Raw genomic sequence first — 22,459 nt, forward strand, 5'->3', positions numbered from 1 at the left:
TGAAAACAAAAAGAGCAGCCAATGGCTGCTCTTTTTTATTGTGTACCGCCTTAAGCGATCACAATACATGACTGACTAGAGGGGATCTTACAGTGCTGCAAGTGCCGCTTCGTAGTTTGGTTCTTCAGTGATCTCTGCAACCAACTCGCTGTGTGTTACCACACCTTTTTCATCCACAACGACAACTGCACGCGTTGTTAGGCTTGCTAGTGGGCCTTCAGCAATCGCTACGCCGTAGTCTGATGCGAATGTAGGAGAGCGGAAAGTCGAAGCGTGTTGAACGCCTTCAATGCCTTCTAGTTCGCAGAAGCGACCCGCAGCAAATGGTAGGTCAGCAGAAATACAAACAACCACCGTGTTCTCAAGTTCTGCCGCTTTTGCGTTGAACGTACGTACGCTCGTTGCACAAGTTGCAGTGTCGATGCTTGGGAAGATGTTTAGAACCACTTTCTTGCCTGCAAGAGAAGCAAGAGTCAGTGCAGAAAGATCGCCTGCAGTCAGTGCAAAGCTTGGTGCCTGTTCGCCAGTTTGTGGGAATGTGCCAGTTAGCGGTACAGCAGCGCCTTTGAAGGTAACGTGTGACATGAATTTGTCCTTAATTTAATTATGGTTATGAAACTAGTTGAGCCTAGTAAGACTTACGTTACTCGGAAGTGGTTAAGAAGTGAATGGTTTAAATGTCAGAATTGTAATCAAAGGTCTTTGATTTATTTGTTTTAGATGAAGAAAAGGTGAGACGACAGATAAAGAAAAACCCCGAGAGCTTGCGCTCATCGGGGTCTATAGTCTTACTCGCAGCAATCCGGCTACTAAGTGTGCTCCATGCATCAAATCCATGATAGTGTGCTGTTATCCTTCAGCGTATTCCTTTCGTCGCCTTCCTAGCGGTGTCCTTGATCTTATCCTGATCTGCCAACAATCCTCGTTAGCGCGCGTCACTTGTTCCTTGAGCGGTGTCCTTTACATCATCCTGATGTTCAGTCCTTTCCTCGTCCGGAGGTGTCCATTGTCTTTCCTTAGTAGCAACCATCCTAGTTACTATTGCGTCCATTCAATGTCCATTTCGCTATCCATGCCGATTATTCATCCTGAGTAATCGAATCTTCATCCTGAAGATAACCAAGTCCTTGGTGTTTCCTGTTCCGTGTCAGCATCCTTCCGACACCATTCATATTACCGATTCCTTATTTATCAGCAATGGTGCATAAGCGAATTTCTATATAATTATTTGAATGATAAATGTACGTATCTTTTTATTTCAATTGGTTACGATATCTAGGTGACTAATTTCGTCATCAAATATCGATATTTACTCACTGCCTTGTGAGAGATCTCGCACAAGGCAGCGAGTAAAAAGGGAGGGTTATTCCCTACTGACCAATGGCTGCACCTTCACGACGAGGGTCTGCAGCGCCTTCTAAACCATCTTTTGTGATGCGAATCGCGTGTAAACCAGAGTTAAGATCGCGAACGTTGACCTCAAATCCCATCTTTTCTAGCTCAGGTTTGAAGTTTTCCGCTGATGTTCCTTTTTCCAAATCTAGCGTACCGAAACGGTTTAGGAAGTGCGGTTGGTTGATCGCTTGCTGGATATCCATGTCCCACTGGGTATGGGCAATGATCGCTTGCGACACATAACCTATGATACGGCTGCCACCCGGAGAACCAATTGCCATGTAAGGCTTATCGTCTTGCATGATGATGGTCGGTGCCATCGAAGAGCGTGGACGTTTGCCTGGTTCTAATCGGTTCGCGATAGGCTTGCCATCGTTATGAGTCTTGAATGAGAAGTCGGTCAGTTCGTTATTCAGTAGGAAGCCTCTTACCATCAGGCGTGAGCCAAATGCATTCTCAATGGTGGTGGTCATGGATACGACATTGCCATCGCTATCGACAATATTGAAGTGGCTGGTGGACGGCAATTCAATAGATACATCTTTGCTGCGCAGCATGGCATGATCCCACGGTGGGGTACCTGATGGTGCACTGTCTAGTGCCTTTCCAGCAGTAATTAACTGGGCACGTTCCTGCAAATAGTCAGTATTCACTAACCCTTGGGTTGGCATCGGAACGTAATCTTGGTCTGCCATGTACATACCACGGTCTGCAAAGGCTAGACGAGAAGCGTCCGCTAACACTTGCCAAGATCTCGCGTCGTTTGGCCCCCATGATTTAAGATCAAACTGTTCGGTCATCGCTAAGATCTGCCCAACCGTTAATGCACCTGAACTCGGTGGTCCCATTCCGCATATATCGTAACTCTCATACGCGGAACAAACCGGTTCACGTTGCTTAATTGAATACGCATCGAAGTCTTTCTGTGCCAATACGCCAGGATTACCTTTGGCGGTTTGAACTGTATTGATGATGTCAGCGGAAATTTCGCCTTGATAGAAAGCCTTAGCACCATCTTTTGAGATAGCGTTTAACGTTGCCGCGTATTCTGGGTTCTTAAGTAGCGTACCTGCGGTTTTCGGGCTGCCATCGGCATTAAAGAAGTAGGCTTTGGTTGTGGCAAAGCGGCTTAGTCTTTCTTGGTCATTTTCAATCAAGGTGGCTAAACGTGGACTGATGGTAAAACCTTTCTCAGCCAGTTGAGCGATAGGTTTGATTAGGGATGACCATTCTAATTTTCCGTATTTCTGGTGAGTGTCCCACAATAGTTGGACTGTACCCGGTGTAGCAACAGAACGACCACCAACTACGGCATCATAAAACTTAAGTGGTTGACCGTTTTCGTCTTGGAACAGACGTGGTGTTGCATCAAGTGGTGCGGTTTCACGGCCATCGTAGGTTTTGAGTTGCTTGTCCTTGCCATCAAAATAAACAAGGAACGCGCCACCACCAATACCTGATGACTGAGGTTCCACTAAGCCAAGCATAAGCTGCACAGCAACCATGGCGTCAATCGCGTTACCACCACGAGCAAGTACATCGGCTCCCGCTTGGGTCGCCAGTGGGTTAGCCGCAGTGACCATCCAGTCGTTGGCTTTAACGAGTTGTTTGGTTTCTAAACCACTACTTTGTTCGGGAGCGACGGAATCGGCAGCTTGATTTGCCCAACTGACGTGAGAGGCAAAAAGTAGGGTAGAAGTGGCGAGGGTTGTTAGTTTTGTTTTCCACTGCATGATCTTCTCCTTTTAATATGCAGAGCTAGATTGGCAGTGGAAAGATAAGATAGCCAGTATGTTGTTAACGAATTGTAATCTTGATTCGAATTTAAGCGATTAAACCAGACAACGACTGCCAAAGAATACTCAGGCCAATCAGGCTGAATACCACGCCACATAAGCCATCAATGTATACCGTTGCTTCGCTCAGCTTTTTCTGCAGTGCTTTAGTTGAAAGCATCCAAGCCAGTAGCGAGAACCAGAATAGCGAAAGGCCGAATAGGATAAGCAGAGCAAAGCCTTTACCGGATAGAGACATGTCGGCAGGTACTAGGCTCGACATCAAGCTGATAAAGAACACTAATGCTTTTGGGTTGAGAATATTGGTCGCAAAGCCTTTCGAAAATGCTTGGCGCTTGTTGGTTAGAATTAGATCTTTCGAATTGACCGTATCGTCGTCATCGTCGTGGTTCTGAATGATTTGCCAGGTTGCTTTAAGTGCACCGTAGCCTAAGTACAGCAAGTAGCTACCGCCAGCCAATTGGATAATGGCAAATATGGTTGGTTGCTGGTGGACTAGGTAACTGATTCCCGTCAAGCTCAGTAACGAATGCAGCAAGATTCCGCAAGATAAACCAAGCGCAATGTACAAGCCTGTCTGGCGCCCGTGACGCGTCGCATTTTGCACGACTAACGCAAAGTCTGGGCCGGGGCTCATCAAAGCGATGAAGTGGATAGAGGCGAGGGTGATCAGTATGGTGACTTCGTTCATGTCAGTTCTCAATAACGTTGCCGCTATTTTTAAATAAGTAATCGTATTGAGCGTAGCTTACCGTGATTTGAAATCGAGCAATTGTAAATTATCAACACTTAGTTGATTTGTGAGGGTGGTACACCGAATGTGGTTTTGAACGCCTTGGAGAAGTGTGCTTGATCATAGAAGCCCACTTGGTGCGCGACTTTGGTACCACATATCCCAGACTTAATCAGGCGCATGCTCTGCTCCATGCGTAAACGGCTCAGCCAAGCGTATGGGGTAATGCCCATCTTGTTTTTAAAGTGGCGTTGAAACTGTGTGGTGGTGAGATCGCACAATTCAGACAGCTGCTCTAGGCGTACCGGTTGGTCGAGGTTTGCCATCAAATAGTCTTTTAGCGTGTTAACCGACTGAGTACCAAGTTGCACCTGAGTTTTCGATCCAAACTGAGCGTAACGATCAACTATTGTCGAGAATCCTTCGAACGGTAGGCAATCTTGAGCGAGTTGGCTGATGTTTGGATTGATAAGTAGCCCATGAAGGTTGCACAATTGTAAAAAAGTCGCTTGATCGGAGAGGATCAACTCCGAAAAGCCTAAAGCGTGACAATTTCCGCTGTGATCGGCAAGATCGCCCAACCATTGCGGCGAGACAGCAAACACACTCACTTGGTAGCCAGATTCTAGCTTTGAATGGCCATCGTGCAGTTCATCAGGTGGCATGATAACAACTTGGCCAGCACCAACATGGTGGCTCGTCCCTTTATAGGCGAATTTTTGCTGCCCTTGGGTAATCAAACCGATGTGAAAGTCCAAATGATAGTGGCGCTGAAAGGCAAACTCTTGGTATTGAGCTTGGATCAGGCTGATATCTTGGCTAGGTGTCGAATAGTAGTGGACTTTATCCATGGCATAAAAAAGCTTGGTTAAATAGTCATCAATTCAACCAAGCTTATCTTCGTATTCAGCGATTGTCTTGTAAAAAACGATCAGTACTAGTTGTTTCTGACTGAGTTTTTATAGGATCGATCCCTTAAAGAGAAAGAGAAAGAGAATAAAAGCTTTGTCTGATTATTGAAGTGTCGTGATACTAATAACCGACCACTTTGAGTTCTTGGAAGTTATTCCATAGAACTAAGCTTGAAACATCGCCATTGTTACCGTTACAAGTGAGGCGAATAAACTTAACCGATGCTCTATTCACGGCTTGTTCCACCAAATTGGTTGTAGTTCCAGGCGTCAAGACGCTGGTTACCAGACCGAAGTTGATGCCATCGCTACTCACTTCGAGATCAAATAGGTATTGTCGAACATCCCCTTTAGCTTGAGAGTAGAGGACCTTAGTGACGTTCGCTGCCGTGCTAAGTTCAATTAGATATTGAATACCTTGCCCTTTCGCCGTCCACTTGGTTGTACTGTCTCCGTCTACGGCCATTTGCGGTGTATGGTCGGTGCGAGTTTCAGTGGCACTGACGTTAGCAATGGATAGTTCGTTTTCCTGTCCTTCCTGATGATAATCTCCCAGAACGCCAAGATATCGACTAGCAAATGGATTGCTGTTGGCTGGCGAAAGCGAAGGGAAAATGACATCCACACCTTGTTCACTCAACCCCATCCAACGACATAAGGTCGCAGCAAGTTGTTCTGAGGATTGGCTCGGGATAAATTTATTGCCCCAAGCATCTTGACCATCTTTGATAAATTCGGGGTATCGCCCATAGCTGTTACCTCCATTGACGGCATTACCGACCACTAGCTGATTACTCCCCCAACCATGGTCGGTGCCTGATTTACTGTTGTTTTCTATGGTTCGCCCAAAATCTGACATGGTCGATGTCACAACACTGTCTTCCAAGCCAAGTTCAGCAAGAGAGGCATGGAAAGCGCTAACGGCTTGGTCGATGGTAGAAAGAAGCCCATCATGGCGTCCACGTTGGTTACTGTGATTATCAAATCCACCAATATTAACAAAAAAGACCTGACGGCTATGACCGAGATCGGATGATGCTTGGATCATTCGTCTGACCATTTTTAGCTGTGAGCCTAGTGAGCTACTTGGAATGGAGCCGTCTTCTGGGTATGAATCGAGCACGAGTTGGATCTCCTGCTGGAAATCTAATATGCCTTTCAGCCGTTTTGTATACTCTTGTTTGAACGGTGAACCGTAAGGTGCATTAACCAATTTGATGAAGTTATTGTTTATTGCACTTGAATGCCCAAGAGCATCCATAGCTCTTACACCACCAGAAGACATTGAGATATCTTTAGAATTTGCGCCAGTTAATAGTTCATTTCCAGCAAATGAAATGGAGTCGGAAATGATCGCTGTTTCACTGCGAAGGACATCCATCATCATTCCTGCCCAACCGTAGCTATGGTAACCATTACCTCCCCAACTCGACTGCCAAGCGGCTTGTTGTTTATTGTGGGCCCCAAGATTCGATGGCTTCCTGACATCGTAAAGGTTGGATTTGTTGGTTGGCTCTACTAATGGTCCTACGTTAACTATGGCTGCGGCTTGGCCTGAACTCATCATGCTGGCAAGGTTAGACATGCTGGCGTTGATGCCAAGCGCTTGCCCAGATTCTGTGCTTGGAATAGCTAAGATTTCAGAGCTGGCGAGTTGGATGTTTGGTCTCGCGGTTTGGTAGTTACTTTGGTTGTTAGCGTCGGTAGGTACGATCATATTGAACGAGTCATTTCCGCCATGTAAGAAAAGACAGATCAACGCTTTATATCCACCTTGTTCATTAGCAAAGGCGCTGCTGACTGGGATGGATAAAGAGAGTGGGACCATCCCAGATACGGCTGTACCTGAGGCTCCTTTGAGAAAACTTCTGCGTGTAATTGACATAATCTACTCCTGAACCATGAAATCGGGTGAAATGAACGCCATGAACAGCATCTTGGGTACTGCGTAATATTTGTTCCCATGACCGTGATAGATAGTGGATAGTAGGTCAGTAATTTCCTGGGATGCTTGTCCATTGAGAATGCGTAAATTAATCGCTTGAATAAGCTCAGTTTCATTTTCTGCCCTCGCTAAATCTTCTAAATCAGAAGGAGCAATATAGAGCTCTTTATTGTTGTTGCTATTTCCACGGTTCTGCCCAAAGTCTTTGAGTGTTCTGTAAAAAATGTTGTTCATGTCGATAAGTTGATTCCAGTCAATAATCTCTAACTCGGGTGCTGTTAGGCCTGCATCTGCAAGCGCGCCTTGTGGGCTGTGACTCGGCTGATAAAAATTAAATACCGAATTAGACCCAAGTGGGTACTGATTAAAGCTTTCTTTATAGTTCATTGGGTCATAAACAATATCTCCGCTGCCACCTACGTACGCTTCCATTGCTCTATAGAGATAGGTCATCGCTAGGATAGGCTCTCTGACTTTGGTGACATTGATATCACTAGTTTTGAGTAACTCTGAGTCGGTTAAAATTGCTTTGATCACCGAGCCTAAATTTCCACCTGAATTAATAAATTCAGCGGATACGCGAGAAACGTACGCTTGAGTTGGGTTGGAGGTCGTTAACTGTTTAATCAGCATTATTGAAATAAAAGGCGCGACATTGGTATGGGTGGTGATTTGGGCAATGAATTGGTCAAGATCTTCTTCAGCAGTTTGGCCGGGAGGGTAATACTGACCAAGTACCCATTTTTCATCCATGTCATGCAGTGAGTTGTCTGCAGTCATGGGTTCAAGCGTGTTGTTATTGGTGATATCCCAACCGGTAAAGACTCTTGCAGCACCTTCTACATCGACATCATCATACGTCTCGATAACGCTACCATCTGGGTAAGTGGCTTGAGTTCCATCTTGGTTTAACTCATAAAGCCCAATGGTAAAGAGTTGCATGACTTCTCTGGCGTAATTCTGATCGGGCGCTTGTCCGGTCACGCTTTCCGGTTTATTACCATTCATGGTGAGATACTGTCCCATAGCAGGAGAGAGAGTGATGTGCTTAAGTAGCGTAGCAAATGATTCAAAGGCATTGTCGGCAAGCAAATCATAGTAATTTGCTAACGCTTCTGGATCGGTAGCAAGGTTGGCATCTTTTTCACTGACTACAAATATTTGACTTAGCGCGAACGCGATCCGTTGACGTAGTTGTGCTTCGTCCCATAACGCAGTGTCAAACCATGCCCCTACACGACACTCCTGATTTGGGTTGGTGAGATTCCTTCGGTTCGCTTGATGATAAGTTCGCTCAAGATGGCGCATGTATGGTTTAGCAATTTGTTGATCTATCCAATAAGAACGATCGTCTTGTTCTTTAAACGCATTTAACTCCGATTGACGAACCCCCATGGTTGCCAAGTCTAAGAATCGAGAAGCCTGTTGGTGAGTTAAGTTATCCATATGATTTCCTCTAGCCAAATAGTGATCCCCAGAAAATGAATAGCTGGTTTCCAGTTATATTTCTGGTGTATTAAGGATTAGTTGCTAGAAGGAGGTGAATCTAGTCAGAAGTTGAGGGTTTCCCGAGAGTGTGAACCTGTGTGAAAACCCCAATGAAATGCTCGGTGTTTCATATTAAAATGTTGAAGTGGAATGCTATCTATGTGTATGAATTTACTGGATAGATCAATTCGGTGAATGTCACTTAGAGTTACTTTGAGTCATTTGTTGTGAGTGGGCTGTAGCAGGGCTTATAGCTAAAGGGGGGCGAGCTTGGTGTGATTACCAAGCTCTGATTTGATGTTTAGGTTGATTATACGCTTGAGGTTAGAGTTGCTTTTTGCTCTTTTTATTCGCTCGATACGCATCAAAGGTAAAGACAAGCAGCGCGCCCCAGATAAAGGCGAAGGTGACTACTTTATCTTGGGTGAATGCTTCTCCATAAATCAGCACGGCCAGCAGTAGCATCAAGCTTGGGCCTATGTACTGAAAGAAACCGAGTGTTGATAGCTTCAAGCGAGTTGCAGCGCCAGTAAAACACAGTAGTGGAATGGTTGTAATAACACCTGCAGCAATCAGTAATAGGTTGAGTTGCATCGGGTTCATCGATAAGTCTGAAGTTGGGCTATCAGCAATAAACAGTAAGTAGGTAGCTGCGAGAGGTAGCATCACCAGAGTTTCAATGAACAATCCTGTTTGCGCTTCTAAGCTGACTTTCTTACGTAGCAAACCATAAAAACCAAAGCTGAAGGCTAGGGCAATGGCGACGATCGGCACTGAGCCAAATGCAATCAGTTGGACTAATACACCAATGGCAGCCAGAGCAACCGCAAACCATTGTAGTTTGCGCAAGCGTTCGCCTAGGAAGAGCATACCGAGCAACACGTTAATCAGCGGGTTGATGTAATACCCCAAACTGGCATCAAGCATGTGATTGGAGTTGACCGCCCAGATAAAGATCAGCCAGTTGGCACCCACTAAAGTAGAGGTCGCCACCAAATAGAGCATTTTTGGTTTTGATGTCAAGGTGTCGCGAACTTTACGCCAGCTGCGACCAATGTGTAGTAAAAAAGCGAGTAGGAAAAAAGACCATACTACACGGTGGCTAAGGATCTCTAACGGGGAAACGTCACTTAAAGATTTGAAATATATAGGGGCGATACCCCACATGGTGTAAGCACCGACAGCAAGCAAAATACCTTGGCGCGTACGTTGTTGTTCTTCTGGAGTCATGCATCTTTCTCTAGCACAGAGTGCTTATTAATAAGATTTATAAGAGAGTTGGTCAGTATAGGAGCGATAACCCTTTTCACCTAACAATTTGCGGTTTAATTCACCAGCGTTCCCCTCTACAATGTGCGACTTGCTTGCCGAAGATGCTTGCTGATTTCATACCTCGATTAGGAACCACAATGACCGCCACTCTGATTGCTGAGCAAATACCAACTCCCGCGAATGATGCGCAAACCATCTTACAAGATGTGTTTGGCTATCAAAGCTTTCGCGATGGTCAGCAAGAGGTCATTGACCTGGCCGTTGAAGGCAAAGACAGCTTGGTGATAATGCCAACCGGTGGTGGTAAATCTCTGTGTTACCAAATCCCCGCTTTAGTTCGTGAAGGTCTGACTCTGGTTATCTCACCGCTGATCTCGCTGATGAAAGACCAAGTCGACCAACTGAAGGCCAATGGTGTTGCAGCTGAGTGTATTAACTCTTCCATGCCCCGTGACCAGTTGCTGAATGTGTTCAATCGTATGAATTCAGGCCAATTGAAGATGGTTTACGTGTCACCAGAGCGTGTGTTGATGCGCGACTTTATCGAGCGTCTGCAAGGTTTACCGCTTTCGATGATTGCGGTAGACGAGGCGCACTGTATCTCTCAATGGGGACATGACTTCCGTCCGGAATACGCATCATTAGGTCAACTTAAGCAATATTTCCCGCATGTGCCTTATATGGCGCTGACGGCAACCGCTGATGATGCAACACGTAAAGACATTATCTCGCGTCTGCAGCTTGTGGATCCGCATACCTACTTGGGCAGCTTCGACCGTCCTAACATTCGCTACAACCTCGTCGAGAAGCATAAGCCCGTGTCACAGGTGGTTCGCTACTTAGAAACACAGAAAGGCAATTGCGGTATTATCTATTGTGGTAGCCGTAAGAAAGTGGAGATGGTGACTGAGAAGCTCTGCAACAACGGTATTCGCGCCGCGGGTTATCACGCTGGTATGGACACCGATGAGCGCGCTTATGTTCAAGAAGCCTTCCAACGTGATGATATTCAGATCGTTGTCGCGACTGTAGCTTTCGGTATGGGTATCAACAAACCCAATGTGCGCTTTGTGGTGCACTTTGATATCCCACGCAACATCGAATCTTACTATCAAGAAACAGGCCGTGCGGGTCGTGATGGTTTGCCAGCAGAAGCAATGATGCTGTTTGATCCGGCTGATATGGGTTGGCTGCGTCGTATGCTGGATGAGAAAGAAGAAGGCCCGCAAAAGCAGGTTGAGATGCACAAACTGAATGCGATGAGTGCTTTTGCTGAAGCGCAAACCTGTCGTCGTCAGGTTCTGCTTAACTACTTTGGCGAATATCGCGAGAAGCAATGTGGTAACTGCGATATCTGCCTCGATCCACCTAAGCACTTTGATGCGACTCAAGAAGCGCAGAAGGCGTTGTCTTGTGTGTACCGTGTGAATCAGTCGTTTGGTATGGGCTACGTGGTTGAAGTGATGCGCGGTATGCAGAACATTCGTGTCCGCGATAATGGTCATGACAAGCTTTCTACCTATGGTATTGGCCGCGACCACAGCCATGATTACTGGATCAGTATCTTCCGTCAGTTAATCCATAAAGGTTTGTTGTTCCAGAACATCACCCGTAATTCGACTTTACAGTTAACAGAAGAAGCGCGTCCGCTACTGCGTGGTGAGATGTCTTTGGAATTGGCGGTGCCTCGTTTGGATACGGCGGTGCGTAATGCTAAGTCCGATAAACTCAGCAGCAAGAATTACGATAAGAAGTTGTTTGCCAAACTGCGTAAGCTGCGTAAGTCGATTGCTGATGAAGATGGTTTGCCACCTTATGTGGTATTCAGTGATGCGACCTTGATTGATATGGCTGAAGTACTGCCTACCTCATACGGTGAGATGCTGGCGGTTAACGGTGTTGGTCAGCGTAAACTCGATAAGTACGCCGATCCATTCTTAGATTTGATTCAAGAACACATCACGACACACGGCTAATTTTCAGGATCGTTTTCAGATAAGTCATAGTTTATAAAAACGATTGGATCATAGAACAAGAATAAGGTTGATAGGGACATGACGACACCAACAGAATTTGGCTTAAGAGAGTATTTGGCTGAGGAAGGACGTTTATTGATTACGTCTCCAAGTTTTGATTTTGATTCTTATGAAGTATTAGGTGAAAAGCTAGTGGCATTGTCATCTGCTTCTGTGGTTGAAAAACAATGGGACGCTGACATGCACTCTTGGTTGATTGATTTTGAAGATTGTCGGATGTTCTTAAAGTCTGAGCATTACAGTGAATCAATCTGGTTTGAGTCGCTAAACGCTGAAGAAAGCAGAGAAGAGTTTGATTATCTCGCGACGCTTTTCAAACGCGGTTTTTAACTTCGCTCACCAATAAAAGTGAGAATAAACGTTTGCGTCTGTTCTCACCATTGCAGCCAATATTGATTAATGTATAATCGCCCGCCGCTCGATAGAGCAAATTTTAGAAACATTTTAAATTCACATTATTGGTAAGAGCTTTCTTAGTTTATTCGAAGAAATGACTCGATTTGGGTTCCCTCACCCCCAAACCAAACTAAAAAGGTACAGCATGAGTAACTTTACCCCTGCGCAACAGCGCAAAGCCCTAGCACTATTAGTTTTGTTCCATTTAGTCATCATTGCGTCAAGCAACTATCTGGTTCAGCTACCTTTTACCGTTTTCGGTATGCACACCACTTGGGGTGCTTTCACTTTCCCGTTTATCTTCCTAGCGACTGATCTGACTGTACGCATTTTTGGTGCGCAGCTTGCTCGTAAAATCATTTTCTTAGTGATGCTACCTGCACTGGCAGTTTCTTACTTTTTGTCAGTTGTGTTCTTTGAAGGTTCATTCCAAGGGTTTAACCAACTAGGCGAGTTCAACCTGTTTGTTGCACGTATCGCCGCGGCGAGCTTCATGGCTTACCTGCTTGGTCAGATTTTGGATGTGCATGTTTTCAACCGCTTACGTCAGCTTAAACAGTGGTGGGTTGCCCCAACGTGTTCAACGTTGTTCGGTAATGCGATTGATACCATCGCTTTCTTTGCGATTGCTTTCTACCAAAGCCCAGATCCATTCATGGCCGAGCATTGGACTGAGATTGCCTTAGTCGACTACGGCTTCAAACTTATCATCAGCTTAGGTTTATTCGTTCCGATGTACGGCGTGCTTTTGAACTACATCGTTAAAAAGCTGACGGCGGTAAACCCAGACTTTAAAGCGACAGGCGTGAACGTTTAAGGATTCAGGTTAGAAACGCATTAATGCCAAGATAAGAAAAAGCCCAAGTTAGTCTACTAACTTGGGCTTTTTTAATGTCTAGCGTCAGATATTAATATCAGAGGCATTCAATATTCAGTGGCCAGCCAATATCGGTTTGTCTATTCGACTCGATCTCTAGTTCTGCAGCAGTAAGCGGGTTATCTGCTAACCATTGCTTAGAAAGCGTCAAGGTTAGATTGTTATCATCCGTCGTCAGCTTGAACTCAGGTTCTAGCGCTGGATTACGACGGTGAGTCAACAAAATAGCCAAACGCAGAATACGTAAGATACGTTTGCTACTCGTTCCTGAGATTGCGTGCTGCTCTGGCAATGAGGTTAACTGCTCGCGGTAGCGACGAGTTAACTCACCCAAGTAGTGCTTTTGCGCTCGAGTAAAGCCTGGTAGGTCTAAGTTCTGCAGTAGGTAAGCGCTGTGCTCGCCGCCTTTTTTGAAATCGATGGTTAAACCAATCTCATGAAGCTTAGCTGCAGTTTGCAGTAGGACACCAGCTTGAGGTTCTGAAACCCACGCTTCGGCGCCCGCTTGATCTAACAGCGTTTGTGCAACTACAGCAACTTGTTCACCGTAGCTTACGTCCATTTGATAGCGCGATTGAACACTCTTGATGGTACGTGCACGGATGTCTTCTTGGCGCAGCTCATCAACCATCTCGTAGGCTAGGCCTTCACGGAGTGCACCGCCTGCGAGTGTCATTGAATCTATTTCAAGCAACTCAAAAATAGCAATAAGAATAGAAAGGCCACTCGGGAACACTAATGCGCGTTCAAGAGTCAGTCCTTCGATTTCTAGCTCTTCCAAGCGCTCAGTAATCATGGCTTGTTTTTGTAGGCGCTTAAGTTTGGCATGAGTAATGACTTCATCCATGCCTTGAGCCAACATGATTTCTTGCAGTGCCTGAACAGTACCACTGGCACCCACACACACATCCCATCCGATATCAGTGTAGCTATCGAGGATAGGAGCTAACGTCGACTTCGCCGCTTCAATGGCGTTGTTAAAGTTAGTTGCGGTTAATTGGCGATCTTTAAAGTGGCGCTCAAGCCAAGTAACACAGCCCATCTTTAGGCTGGTTAGTGCTTTCGCTGAGAAGCCTTCACCAATGATCATCTCGGTGCTTGCGCCACCAATATCAACAACCAGTCGGCGGCCGCTGCCACCAGAAGTGTGCGCTACGCCTTTATAGATAGTCGCAGCTTCTTCTTCACCAGAGATAACATTGATGTCGTAACCAAGGATCTGGTTCGCTTTCTTTAGAAAGATATCCACATTGATAGCGGTACGTAGGGTCGCTGTACCGACAATGCGGATATTTTCTTTCGGAATATCTTGCAGTCGCTCTGCAAAGAGACTCAAACAGTCCCAACCGCGCTGCATGGCTTCAGTACTAAGCGCATTATTTTCATCTAAGCCTGCAGCTAAACGCACTTTGCGCTTAATTTTAGCCATGGTTTGTACGCTGCCATCGATATGACGCACAACGAGCATATGAAAACTGTTCGACCCGAGGTCGATTGCAGCGTAAAGCGGGGGTGACACTGTTTGACTCATAAGCGACTAAGCTTCCTTGTTATGACGCGGTTGGCGTGGGCGACGGTTTTGGTTTGGCTTACGGTTACCGTTGCGTGGGCCATTGTTGTTTGAACGGCGCTGTTGCGGGTTACGTGTGCGTAAGCGCAATGGTGCTGGTAGATCTTCTAGTAGTGCAGAAGAGTCGTAGTCAGACACAGGGATAGCGTGCTCAATGTATTCTTCGATTGGTGGCAAGTTGATTGCGTAATCTTCACAAGCAAAGCTGATCGAGTGACCACTTGCGCCAGCACGACCTGTACGGCCGATACGGTGAACGTAATCTTCACAGTCGTCTGGTAGGTCGAAGTTGAATACGTGTGTTACTTGAGGAATGTGTAGGCCACGTGCTGCAACGTCGGTTGCGACAAGCAGGTCAACATCACCTTTAGTGAATTGCTCAAGAATCTTTTCACGTTTCTTTTGAGGAACATCGCCAGTTAGCAGGCCAACGCGGTGACCATCTGCAGCTAGGTGACCCCAAACAGACTCACACTTGTGTTTAGTGTTAGCGAAGATGATAGCGCGCTCTGGCCATTCTTCTTCAACTAGCGTCTGTAGCAGTGCCATTTTGTGTTCGTTTGATGGGTAGAATAGCTCTTCCTGAATACGGTGACCTGTTTTACGCTCTGGCTCAACAACAACATGCTCTGGGTTGTGCATGTGTTCGAACGCTAGTTCTTGTACGCGGTAAGACAATGTCGCAGAGAACAGCATGTTCAGGCGATCTTTTGGCTCAGGCATACGGCGGAACAAGAAGCGGATGTCTTTGATGAAACCAAGATCGAACATGCGATCGGCTTCGTCAAGAACAACAGCTTGAATGTGGTTAAGGTTAAATACCTTTTGCTTGTAGAAATCGATGATGCGGCCAGTCGTACCAATTAAGATATCTGCGCCTTCTTCGATCTTACCTAGTTGCTTGTCGTAGCTTTCGCCACCGTAAGCAAGTGCTGCCTTGATACCTGTGCTTTCAACCAGAGAGTCAGCATCGTTGTAGATCTGAATCGCGAGTTCACGCGTTGGTGCCATAATAATCGCACGTGGCTGGTTAGGCTTACGCCCTTCATGCTCAGGTGTTTTTAGCAGGTGGTTAAAAGTAGCAGTAAGAAACGCAAGCGTTTTACCAGTACCCGTTTGGGCCTGGCCTGCAATGTCTTGGCCGGTGAGCAGTACCGGGAGCGCCAAGGCTTGGATAGGGGTACAATAATCGAACCCTTTTTTCTCCAATCCTTCAATGACTTGCGGAAGTAAATCCAAGTCGGCGAACTTTTGCTCTGTGATATGCGTCTTTTTCATTGCTATAGAATATCAGCTTAAGCTTGCAATACGAAAGTAAATACATTCCAATAGGGCATCTATTTACTGGTTATCATCCAACCAGTTCTAAAAAACACATTGGAGTGGAAGATGAGTGATAAGATTTTGCAGCTAACTGATGACGGTTTTGATAACGATGTAATCAACGCTGCAGGCCCTGTTCTTGTTGATTTTTGGGCAGAATGGTGTGGTCCATGTAAAATGATTGCGCCGATTCTTGACGAAATCGCAGACGAGTACGAAGGCAAGCTCACAATCGGTAAATTAAATATCGATCAAAATGCTGGTACTCCACCAAAATTTGGTATTCGCGGCATTCCAACGCTACTTCTTTTCAAAGATGGCGGCGTAGCAGCGACTAAAGTTGGTGCATTATCTAAAACTCAACTTAAAGAGTTCTTAGACGCTAACCTTTAATCAGGTCAGCATTTGAAAAGAAACCGTGCAGTTAACAAATGCGCGGTTTTGTTTTTTCTAAGCTATGGACTAGTCTTAGTTTTAGTGCTAATTTATCGCACGTTAATTGAACGAATTTCTCTTCTTGGTCGATCCTGTGACCAAATCCTTCTTAACTTAAGAAAACAGATCCTATTTTGACTAAACAAACTTCCACCACTATGAATCTTACTGAACTGAAGAACAGACCTGTGTCTGAGCTTGTTAAACTTAGCGAAAGCTTAGGTCTTGAAAATCAAGCTCGCCTAAGAAAACAAGACATTATCTTCTCCATCCTTAAAGCGCATGCAAAAAGTGGTGAAGACATCTTTGGTGATGGTGTTCTAGAAATTCTTCAAGACGGTTTTGGTTTCCTACGTAGCGCCGACAGTTCATACCTGGCTGGCCCAGATGATATCTACGTATCTCCAAGCCAAATTCGTCGTTTTAACCTTCGCACAGGTGACTCTATTGGCGGTAAAATCCGTCCACCTAAAGATGGCGAACGTTACTTTGCACTGCTTAAAGTAAATACGGTTAACTACGACAAGCCAGACAACGCTCGTAACAAGATTCTTTTCGAAAACCTTACTCCTCTTCACGCCAACGAACGTATGGTGATGGAAGCGGGTAATGGCGCAACTGAAGATATTACGGCTCGTATTCTTGACCTTGCATCTCCGATTGGTAAAGGTCAGCGTGGTCTGATTGTTGCTCCGCCTAAAGCGGGTAAGACAATGCTTCTGCAAAACATTGCTCAAAGCATTGCTCGTAACCACCCTGAGTGTGAACTAATGGTTCTGCTTATCGATGAGCGTCCAGAAGAAGTAACGGAAATGCAGCGTCTAGTTAAAGGCGAAGTAGTTGCTTCGACATTCGATGAGCCAGCATCTCGCCACGTACAAGTTGCAGAAATGGTTATCGAGAAAGCGAAACGCCTTGTTGAACACAAGAAAGACGTAGTTATCCTACTGGATTCTATTACTCGTCTAGCTCGTGCTTACAACACTGTGATCCCTTCATCAGGTAAAGTTCTTACTGGTGGTGTTGACGCGAATGCTCTACATCGTCCAAAGCGTTTCTTCGGTGCGGCACGTAACGTAGAAGAAGGCGGTAGCTTAACGATCATCGCAACAGCACTGGTTGATACTGGTTCTAAGATGGATGAAGTTATCTACGAAGAATTTAAAGGTACAGGTAACATGGAACTGCACCTTAACCGTAAGATTGCTGAAAAGCGCGTATTCCCAGCTATCGACTTCAATCGTTCTGGTACTCGTCGTGAAGAGCTTCTTACCAAGAACGATGAACTACAGAAGATGTGGATCCTGCGTAAGATTGTTCACCCAATGGGCGAAATCGATGCAATGGAATTCCTTATCGACAAGCTAGCAATGACCAAAACGAACGATGAGTTCTTTGACGCAATGCGTCGTCAGTAATATTGATTAGCTGATCGTTATTTAATAAGCGCTGCCCTCGGGTGGCGCTTTTTATTTGCATTTTGTAGCGGCAGCTTGCAGAATGAGCAAAAGTGTTACAAGGAAGTTAAAATGCAACATGGACTGTTGTCATCATTACTCTTGTCTACTTCACTGTTATTTTCACCGGTTGGTATGAGCTATGCCACCGAGATGTCTCCACTTACAGTAGAGTCTTGGCTTGAGAATGATCAAGTAAAACTGAAAACTGCTGAACTACTCGAGCTTGTCGCACGTGACGAAGTCAACTCACTACGCTTTGCGCTTGAGCGCCTGACATTTCCCCAGCAAGAGGTGGCTCGTTACCAACTCTTGAAGAAGCTTGAACAGCAAAAAATCGTACTCACACCCAAGATGTCTATCTTCATCGAGCAGCAACTCGCTATCACGCCCACTTATCAAGTATTAGAGCGTGGAGATGGTTACGAGTTTACGGTACCTGCCTTTAATTATCCTTCAATTGCTAATCGTCTCATCAAGCAGTGGCGTCAAGATCAGAAGACACTGGTGTTTGTGCTAGATGCAGAGAAGCAGGACCTCGACTTAAAAGAGTGGTTATCTGGATCTGAACATCAAGTTCAAACGCGAGAAGCGCTGCTCATTAGAGAGCTAGATAGTTTGTCTCCTGAAGCGGTTGGTTATCTAACTAAGCAACTCACCGCATCTTCTATTGTTAGCTGGTTACCTTCCACTGAGGTGGTGGTTCGATTAGCGCAAGTGAGCGAAGATCCAGAGGCCTATAAGATTTTATGGCGAATGAAGGCCGATTATCATAGCCAAGCTGAGCTAGTTCGCCTTGCTGGCACCAAACAAGCGTTCGCGTTAGAACAAGTAATGGCTGCGACTAAAAATCCGCGTTTGAAAGATGAAGCGATTACCTTGCTCACCAAGGTTAACCCGTTATCAGAAGAGGTGAAGCAGTTTCTTGTCTCTAGGATGGCGATTGCCGATGAAGCCCCATTAGTCGCGCGTGAACTCGCCAAACAAGGTCATACGCGATGGTTGCAAGATCTCGTCAATGATAACCCTCAGGTGAAGAGCTCTTTGATCGAGCAAGCATTACCGTAAAGTGGATTTTGCCTCTCAATAACCACACTAAAAAGGGGGATCTCAGCGTCACCCTTTTTGATATACTGAGCGCAGAATAATCAGCATGTAGAAGTCCTATGAGTTTTAAAGATTTACGTGATTTTATCGACCATCTTGAAAGTATTGGTCAGTTGAAACGCATTTCTCACCCAGTCGATCCAGACTACGAAATGACCGAGATTAGCGACCGTACTCTACGTGCTGGTGGCCCGGCTCTTTTGTTTGAAAATCCAGTAGGCTATGACATGCCTGTTTTGACTAATCTATTTGGTACACCTAATCGGGTTGCTATTGGTATGGGGCGTCAGGAAGTCAAAGAACTGCGCGAAGTGGGTAAGTTGCTTGCTTACCTAAAAGAACCAGAGCCACCAAAAGGCTTTAAAGACGCTCTTGATAAACTGCCTGTGTTTAAGCAAGTCTTAAACATGCCAGCTAAACGCCTTCGCAAAGCGGCTTGTCAACAAGTGGTATGGCAAGGCGATGACGTCGACTTAGATAAAATCCCCGTGATGAGCTGTTGGGCTGACGATGTCGCGCCATTGCTAACGTGGGGATTAACGGTTACTCGTGGTCCGAACAAGAAACGCCAAAACTTAGGTATCTATCGTCAGCAGAAGATCTGTAAGAACAAAATCATCATGCGTTGGTTAGCCCACCGTGGTGGCGCGCTGGATCTACGCGATTGGATAGAAACCAACCCAGGTAAACCATTTCCGGTATCGGTAGCATTTGGTGCCGACCCTGCCACCATTCTTGGTGCGGTTACGCCAGTGCCGGATACTTTATCTGAGTACGCGTTTGCAGGCTTACTACGTGGTAGTAAAACTGAGGTCGTTAAATCAATCAGCAACGACTTAGAGGTTCCTGCAAGTGCTGAAATCGTGATGGAAGGTTACATCGACCCGAATGAATTTGCGGATGAAGGGCCTTACGGAGACCATACTGGTTACTACAACGAGAAAGAAAAGCACCATGTGTTTACTATTACTCATGTAACTATGCGCGAAAACCCTATCTATCACAGCACCTATACTGGCCGTCCACCTGATGAGCCTGCGGTATTGGGTGTTGCACTAAATGAAGTGTTTGTGCCTATTCTTCAAAAGCAGTTCCCAGAGATTGAAGATTTTTATCTACCGCCTGAAGGTTGTTCGTACCGAATGGCAGTCGTGACCATGAAGAAGCAATACCCAGGTCACGCCAAGCGAGTGATGATGGGTGTATGGTCTTTCTTACGCCAATTCATGTACACCAAATTTGTATTGGTGTGCGATGAAGATGTCAATGCACGCGATTGGTCTCAAGTAACCGCAGCGATGTGCGAACATATGGATCCGTCACGTGATAGCTTGATGATAGAGAACACGCCGATCGATTCATTGGATTTTGCATCGCCCGTGGTTGGGTTAGGTTCTAAGATGGGCCTAGATATCACTAAGAAGTGGGATGCAGAGTTAGCGCTATCTCCAGATATTCAATCAGCACCTACAAATAGTGAATATATAGAGGGTAGCTTGGCTGAGTTAACTAAGGCTCACCCTGAAATTATTGATATTCACCTACAGAACGACAACGCCAGTATGGTTGTGGTGTCTATTGATAAGCAAGCTACAGGTAATGGTAAGAAAATCATGGAAGCAGTTTGGTCTCAATTTGATGAGAACAAGTTTGTTATCGTGTGTGACGGCGATGTCAACGTGAGTGATTGGAATGACATTATTTGGGCGGTAACGACAAGAATGGATCCGGAGAGAGATACGTTATTCCTACAGAATGAAAATGGACATTCCAAAATGGGTCTCGATGCGACCAATAAGTGGGAAGGTGAATGCCTTCGTGAGTGGGGTGTACCAATCACAAAAGATCCTGATGTCGTCAAAAAGATTGATAGCATCTGGGAACAGCTAGGAATTTCATGAGCTACCAAGTAGTCTTATACCCAGAAAACATCAGTTTCACCGTAGAAAAAGGGCAAACGGTCTTGGATGCTGCGCTCAACAGCGATATCTATTTCCCAAACCGTTGCCAAGTTGGCGCATGCGCAATGTGTATGTGCAAAAAATTAGAAGGGCAAGTGAGTTACCACCTTGAACCCATGCTCACAGAGAAAGAGCAGCAACAAGGCTGGATTTTTGCTTGCCAAGCATTTGCAGAAAGTAATTTAGTTCTAACCTTTGCCGATTAAGGGTTAGTAAGAGGAAGAACATGACTATTAAATGTAAAGTGAAGTCTATCGAGCCTTTGGCTTGTAATACTTACCAAATCCTACTTCACCCAGAAACACCCGTCGCTTTTAAAGCGGGCCAGTATCTGATGGTTGAAATGGGCGAGAAAGATAAGCGCCCATTCTCTATCGCAAGTAGCCCTTGCCGTCACGAAGGTGAACTTGAACTACACATAGGCGCTGCTGAGCACAATGCTTACGCACTAGAAGTGGTTGAAGCGATGAAGAAGGCACAAGCTGAAAATGGCGATATTGCTATTGATGCTCCACACGGAGATGCTTGGATTAAAGAAGAAAGCGATCGCCCTCTATTATTGATTGCTGGTGGTACTGGTTTCAGTTACGTGCGTTCTATTCTGGATCATTGCATCGCGCAAAATAGCTCGAAAGAGATCTACCTATATTGGGGCGCGAAAGATGAGTGCCAGTTATATGCGAAAGAAGAGCTGGTTGGCATTGCAGAAAAGCATAGCAACGTACATTTTGTACCAGTAGTAGAAGAAGCACCGGAAGTGTGGCACGGTCAAACAGGTAATGTGCTTGAGGCTATCACGCAAAGTTTCGAATCATTAGCTGATTTTGATATCTATATTGCAGGTCGTTTTGAAATGGCGGGTGCTGCAAGAGACCTATTTACTCAGAATAAAGAAGCAAAGCGTGCTCATATGTACGCTGATGCTTACGCATTTATCTAACAATACCTTTAGATTTTGAGTAAAAAGAGAGCAGAAATGCTCTCTTTTTTACGTTTAGGTGAACTATTAGGCAGTTAACCCCTATTTATTCATTTTTTATGAAAAAGTAGTTGCTAAGCTGAGAGGGTTCCCTATAATGCGACACCACTGAGACGGCAGACGCCACAAGGCTTCAGCAAGAATCAGTAAGACGGAAAGCGACAAAAAATTAATTTTCAAAAAGTGTTTGACACTGAATGTTAATTCGCTAGAATGGCCGTCCACTTCGAGAGGCTCCTTACTTAAAAGGAACGCTTAAGAAGTTAAGCTCTTTAACAATTTAAACCTATCAATATGTGTGGGCACTCGTTGATGAATATCAAAACGTTATTACTTAGGTAGTAACCGTTACTTCGGTAACAAAATGATTTCAATGAACTGAGTGACCAATACGTTTAACTACTTGTAGTTATTCGGCACAGTCAATTCATTACCATTCTGTTGGAATGGTAATAGCTTTAGAATTACATATTTACTTCGGTAAATATTAGTTTTGAAGTCAGTATTCGTTGAGTCACACCTATTAATTTAGGTAATCAAAACTTTAAATTGAAGAGTTTGATCATGGCTCAGATTGAACGCTGGCGGCAGGCCTAACACATGCAAGTCGAGCGGAAACGACACTAACAATCCTTCGGGTGCGTTAATGGGCGTCGAGCGGCGGACGGGTGAGTAATGCCTAGGAAATTGCCTTGATGTGGGGGATAACCATTGGAAACGATGGCTAATACCGCATAATGCCTACGGGCCAAAGAGGGGGACCTTCGGGCCTCTCGCG

18 protein-coding genes and 1 rRNA gene are annotated in these 22,459 nt (G+C 45.3%); 10 read left to right on the top strand and 9 right to left on the bottom strand.

Going from position 1 to position 22,459, the window contains the following annotated elements:
• Positions 1 to 87: 87 nt before the first annotated feature.
• The 7 genes from tpx to rarD form a co-directional block, all read right to left on the bottom strand.
• Positions 88 to 585 carry a thiol peroxidase gene (gene tpx / locus CWO08_RS22270; RefSeq protein ID WP_017069608.1) on the bottom strand — a complete coding sequence of 166 codons (498 nt, stop codon included), beginning with the start codon at positions 583 to 585 and terminating at the stop codon, positions 88 to 90.
• Between the two features lie 785 nt (positions 586 to 1,370).
• Positions 1,371 to 3,128 carry a gamma-glutamyltransferase gene (gene ggt / locus CWO08_RS22280; protein ID WP_102433030.1) on the bottom strand — a complete coding sequence of 586 codons (1,758 nt, stop codon included), beginning with the start codon at positions 3,126 to 3,128 and terminating at the stop codon, positions 1,371 to 1,373.
• Between the two features lie 91 nt (positions 3,129 to 3,219).
• A complete protein-coding gene (locus CWO08_RS22285) occupies positions 3,220 to 3,882 on the bottom strand; it encodes a LysE family translocator (protein ID WP_048662855.1) in 663 nt (220 codons plus the stop codon).
• Between the two features lie 98 nt (positions 3,883 to 3,980).
• Complete coding sequence (locus tag CWO08_RS22290; RefSeq protein WP_108021126.1) at positions 3,981 to 4,775, bottom strand: AraC family transcriptional regulator; 795 nt, start codon at positions 4,773 to 4,775, stop codon at positions 3,981 to 3,983.
• A 181-nt stretch (positions 4,776 to 4,956) separates the two neighbouring features.
• On the bottom strand, positions 4,957 to 6,720 hold the full coding sequence (locus tag CWO08_RS22295) for a DUF1501 domain-containing protein (RefSeq protein ID WP_108021127.1): 1,764 nt from the start codon (positions 6,718 to 6,720) through the stop codon (positions 4,957 to 4,959).
• 3 nt (positions 6,721 to 6,723) lie between these two features.
• Positions 6,724 to 8,226 carry a DUF1800 family protein gene (locus CWO08_RS22300; protein ID WP_102480839.1) on the bottom strand — a complete coding sequence of 501 codons (1,503 nt, stop codon included), beginning with the start codon at positions 8,224 to 8,226 and terminating at the stop codon, positions 6,724 to 6,726.
• A gap of 366 nt (positions 8,227 to 8,592) precedes the next feature.
• Positions 8,593 to 9,498, bottom strand: a complete 906-nt coding sequence (rarD, locus tag CWO08_RS22305) for an EamA family transporter RarD (RefSeq protein WP_102480838.1) — start codon at positions 9,496 to 9,498, stop codon at positions 8,593 to 8,595.
• A 179-nt stretch (positions 9,499 to 9,677) separates the two neighbouring features.
• On the opposite strand from rarD, the gene recQ reads away from it, so the two are divergent.
• The 3 genes from recQ (at position 9,678) to CWO08_RS22320 (ending at position 12,789) form a co-directional block, all read left to right on the top strand.
• Positions 9,678 to 11,516: an ATP-dependent DNA helicase RecQ gene (gene recQ, locus CWO08_RS22310; RefSeq protein WP_055319881.1), complete on the top strand. Its 1,839-nt coding sequence runs from the start codon at positions 9,678 to 9,680 to the stop codon at positions 11,514 to 11,516.
• Between the two features lie 78 nt (positions 11,517 to 11,594).
• Positions 11,595 to 11,906, top strand: coding sequence for a DUF3630 family protein (locus CWO08_RS22315; protein ID WP_108021128.1), 312 nt, complete (start codon positions 11,595 to 11,597; stop codon positions 11,904 to 11,906).
• Positions 11,907 to 12,117: 211 nt separating this feature from the next.
• Positions 12,118 to 12,789 (top strand): 7-cyano-7-deazaguanine/7-aminomethyl-7-deazaguanine transporter, encoded by a 672-nt coding sequence (locus CWO08_RS22320; RefSeq protein ID WP_055319880.1) that lies wholly within the window; start codon positions 12,118 to 12,120, stop codon positions 12,787 to 12,789.
• Between the two features lie 97 nt (positions 12,790 to 12,886).
• On the opposite strand, the gene gppA is transcribed toward CWO08_RS22320, so the two are convergent.
• Together gppA and rhlB are read right to left on the bottom strand one after the other, a co-directional pair.
• Positions 12,887 to 14,380 carry a guanosine-5'-triphosphate,3'-diphosphate diphosphatase gene (gene gppA, locus CWO08_RS22325; RefSeq protein WP_048661173.1) on the bottom strand — a complete coding sequence of 498 codons (1,494 nt, stop codon included), beginning with the start codon at positions 14,378 to 14,380 and terminating at the stop codon, positions 12,887 to 12,889.
• A gap of 6 nt (positions 14,381 to 14,386) precedes the next feature.
• Positions 14,387 to 15,697: an ATP-dependent RNA helicase RhlB gene (rhlB, locus tag CWO08_RS22330; protein WP_019820068.1), complete on the bottom strand. Its 1,311-nt coding sequence runs from the start codon at positions 15,695 to 15,697 to the stop codon at positions 14,387 to 14,389.
• Positions 15,698 to 15,808: 111 nt separating this feature from the next.
• Between rhlB and trxA the strand changes: the two genes are divergently transcribed.
• The 7 genes from trxA to CWO08_RS22365 all read left to right on the top strand — a co-directional run.
• Positions 15,809 to 16,135 carry a thioredoxin TrxA gene (gene trxA / locus CWO08_RS22335; RefSeq protein WP_010440700.1) on the top strand — a complete coding sequence of 109 codons (327 nt, stop codon included), beginning with the start codon at positions 15,809 to 15,811 and terminating at the stop codon, positions 16,133 to 16,135.
• Between the two features lie 200 nt (positions 16,136 to 16,335).
• Entirely contained in the window at positions 16,336 to 17,595 is a 1,260-nt protein-coding gene (gene rho, locus CWO08_RS22340; RefSeq protein WP_017062978.1) for a transcription termination factor Rho, read from the top strand.
• A 111-nt stretch (positions 17,596 to 17,706) separates the two neighbouring features.
• Positions 17,707 to 18,702: a hypothetical protein gene (locus CWO08_RS22345; RefSeq protein WP_108021129.1), complete on the top strand. Its 996-nt coding sequence runs from the start codon at positions 17,707 to 17,709 to the stop codon at positions 18,700 to 18,702.
• Positions 18,703 to 18,800: 98 nt separating this feature from the next.
• Positions 18,801 to 20,642: a 4-hydroxy-3-polyprenylbenzoate decarboxylase gene (ubiD, locus tag CWO08_RS22350; protein WP_108021130.1), complete on the top strand. Its 1,842-nt coding sequence runs from the start codon at positions 18,801 to 18,803 to the stop codon at positions 20,640 to 20,642.
• Positions 20,639 to 20,908 (top strand): 2Fe-2S iron-sulfur cluster-binding protein, encoded by a 270-nt coding sequence (locus CWO08_RS22355; protein WP_008224727.1) that lies wholly within the window; start codon positions 20,639 to 20,641, stop codon positions 20,906 to 20,908. Before ubiD ends, CWO08_RS22355 begins: the two co-directional genes overlap by 4 nt.
• Positions 20,909 to 20,928: 20 nt before the next feature.
• Positions 20,929 to 21,642 (top strand): NAD(P)H-flavin reductase, encoded by a 714-nt coding sequence (gene fre, locus CWO08_RS22360; protein WP_048661170.1) that lies wholly within the window; start codon positions 20,929 to 20,931, stop codon positions 21,640 to 21,642.
• 585 nt (positions 21,643 to 22,227) lie between these two features.
• Positions 22,228 to 22,459 (top strand): 16S ribosomal RNA (locus CWO08_RS22365); the annotation flags it as partial.

This window comes from Vibrio sp. 10N.286.48.B8 (assembly GCF_003050085.1).
Classification (GTDB): Bacteria; Pseudomonadota; Gammaproteobacteria; order Enterobacterales; family Vibrionaceae; genus Vibrio; species Vibrio crassostreae.

What these genes read in the sequence shown, in the direction of transcription:
- CWO08_RS22290 (WP_108021126.1), bottom strand. Translation starts at nt 4,775, where the DNA reads ATGGATAAAGTCCACTACTATTCGACACCTAGCCAAGATATCAGCCTG.
- ubiD (WP_108021130.1), top strand. Translation starts at nt 18,801, where the DNA reads ATGAGTTTTAAAGATTTACGTGATTTTATCGACCATCTTGAAAGTATT.
- recQ (WP_055319881.1), top strand. Translation starts at nt 9,678, where the DNA reads ATGACCGCCACTCTGATTGCTGAGCAAATACCAACTCCCGCGAATGAT.
- rarD (WP_102480838.1), bottom strand. Translation starts at nt 9,498, where the DNA reads ATGACTCCAGAAGAACAACAACGTACGCGCCAAGGTATTTTGCTTGCT.
- CWO08_RS22285 (WP_048662855.1), bottom strand. Translation starts at nt 3,882, where the DNA reads ATGAACGAAGTCACCATACTGATCACCCTCGCCTCTATCCACTTCATC.
- CWO08_RS22355 (WP_008224727.1), top strand. Translation starts at nt 20,639, where the DNA reads ATGAGCTACCAAGTAGTCTTATACCCAGAAAACATCAGTTTCACCGTA.
- gppA (WP_048661173.1), bottom strand. Translation starts at nt 14,380, where the DNA reads ATGAGTCAAACAGTGTCACCCCCGCTTTACGCTGCAATCGACCTCGGG.
- tpx (WP_017069608.1), bottom strand. Translation starts at nt 585, where the DNA reads ATGTCACACGTTACCTTCAAAGGCGCTGCTGTACCGCTAACTGGCACA.
- CWO08_RS22345 (WP_108021129.1), top strand. Translation starts at nt 17,707, where the DNA reads ATGCAACATGGACTGTTGTCATCATTACTCTTGTCTACTTCACTGTTA.
- rhlB (WP_019820068.1), bottom strand. Translation starts at nt 15,697, where the DNA reads ATGAAAAAGACGCATATCACAGAGCAAAAGTTCGCCGACTTGGATTTA.
- ggt (WP_102433030.1), bottom strand. Translation starts at nt 3,128, where the DNA reads ATGCAGTGGAAAACAAAACTAACAACCCTCGCCACTTCTACCCTACTT.
- CWO08_RS22295 (WP_108021127.1), bottom strand. Translation starts at nt 6,720, where the DNA reads ATGTCAATTACACGCAGAAGTTTTCTCAAAGGAGCCTCAGGTACAGCC.
- CWO08_RS22320 (WP_055319880.1), top strand. Translation starts at nt 12,118, where the DNA reads ATGAGTAACTTTACCCCTGCGCAACAGCGCAAAGCCCTAGCACTATTA.
- CWO08_RS22315 (WP_108021128.1), top strand. Translation starts at nt 11,595, where the DNA reads ATGACGACACCAACAGAATTTGGCTTAAGAGAGTATTTGGCTGAGGAA.
- fre (WP_048661170.1), top strand. Translation starts at nt 20,929, where the DNA reads ATGACTATTAAATGTAAAGTGAAGTCTATCGAGCCTTTGGCTTGTAAT.
- rho (WP_017062978.1), top strand. Translation starts at nt 16,336, where the DNA reads ATGAATCTTACTGAACTGAAGAACAGACCTGTGTCTGAGCTTGTTAAA.
- CWO08_RS22300 (WP_102480839.1), bottom strand. Translation starts at nt 8,226, where the DNA reads ATGGATAACTTAACTCACCAACAGGCTTCTCGATTCTTAGACTTGGCA.
- trxA (WP_010440700.1), top strand. Translation starts at nt 15,809, where the DNA reads ATGAGTGATAAGATTTTGCAGCTAACTGATGACGGTTTTGATAACGAT.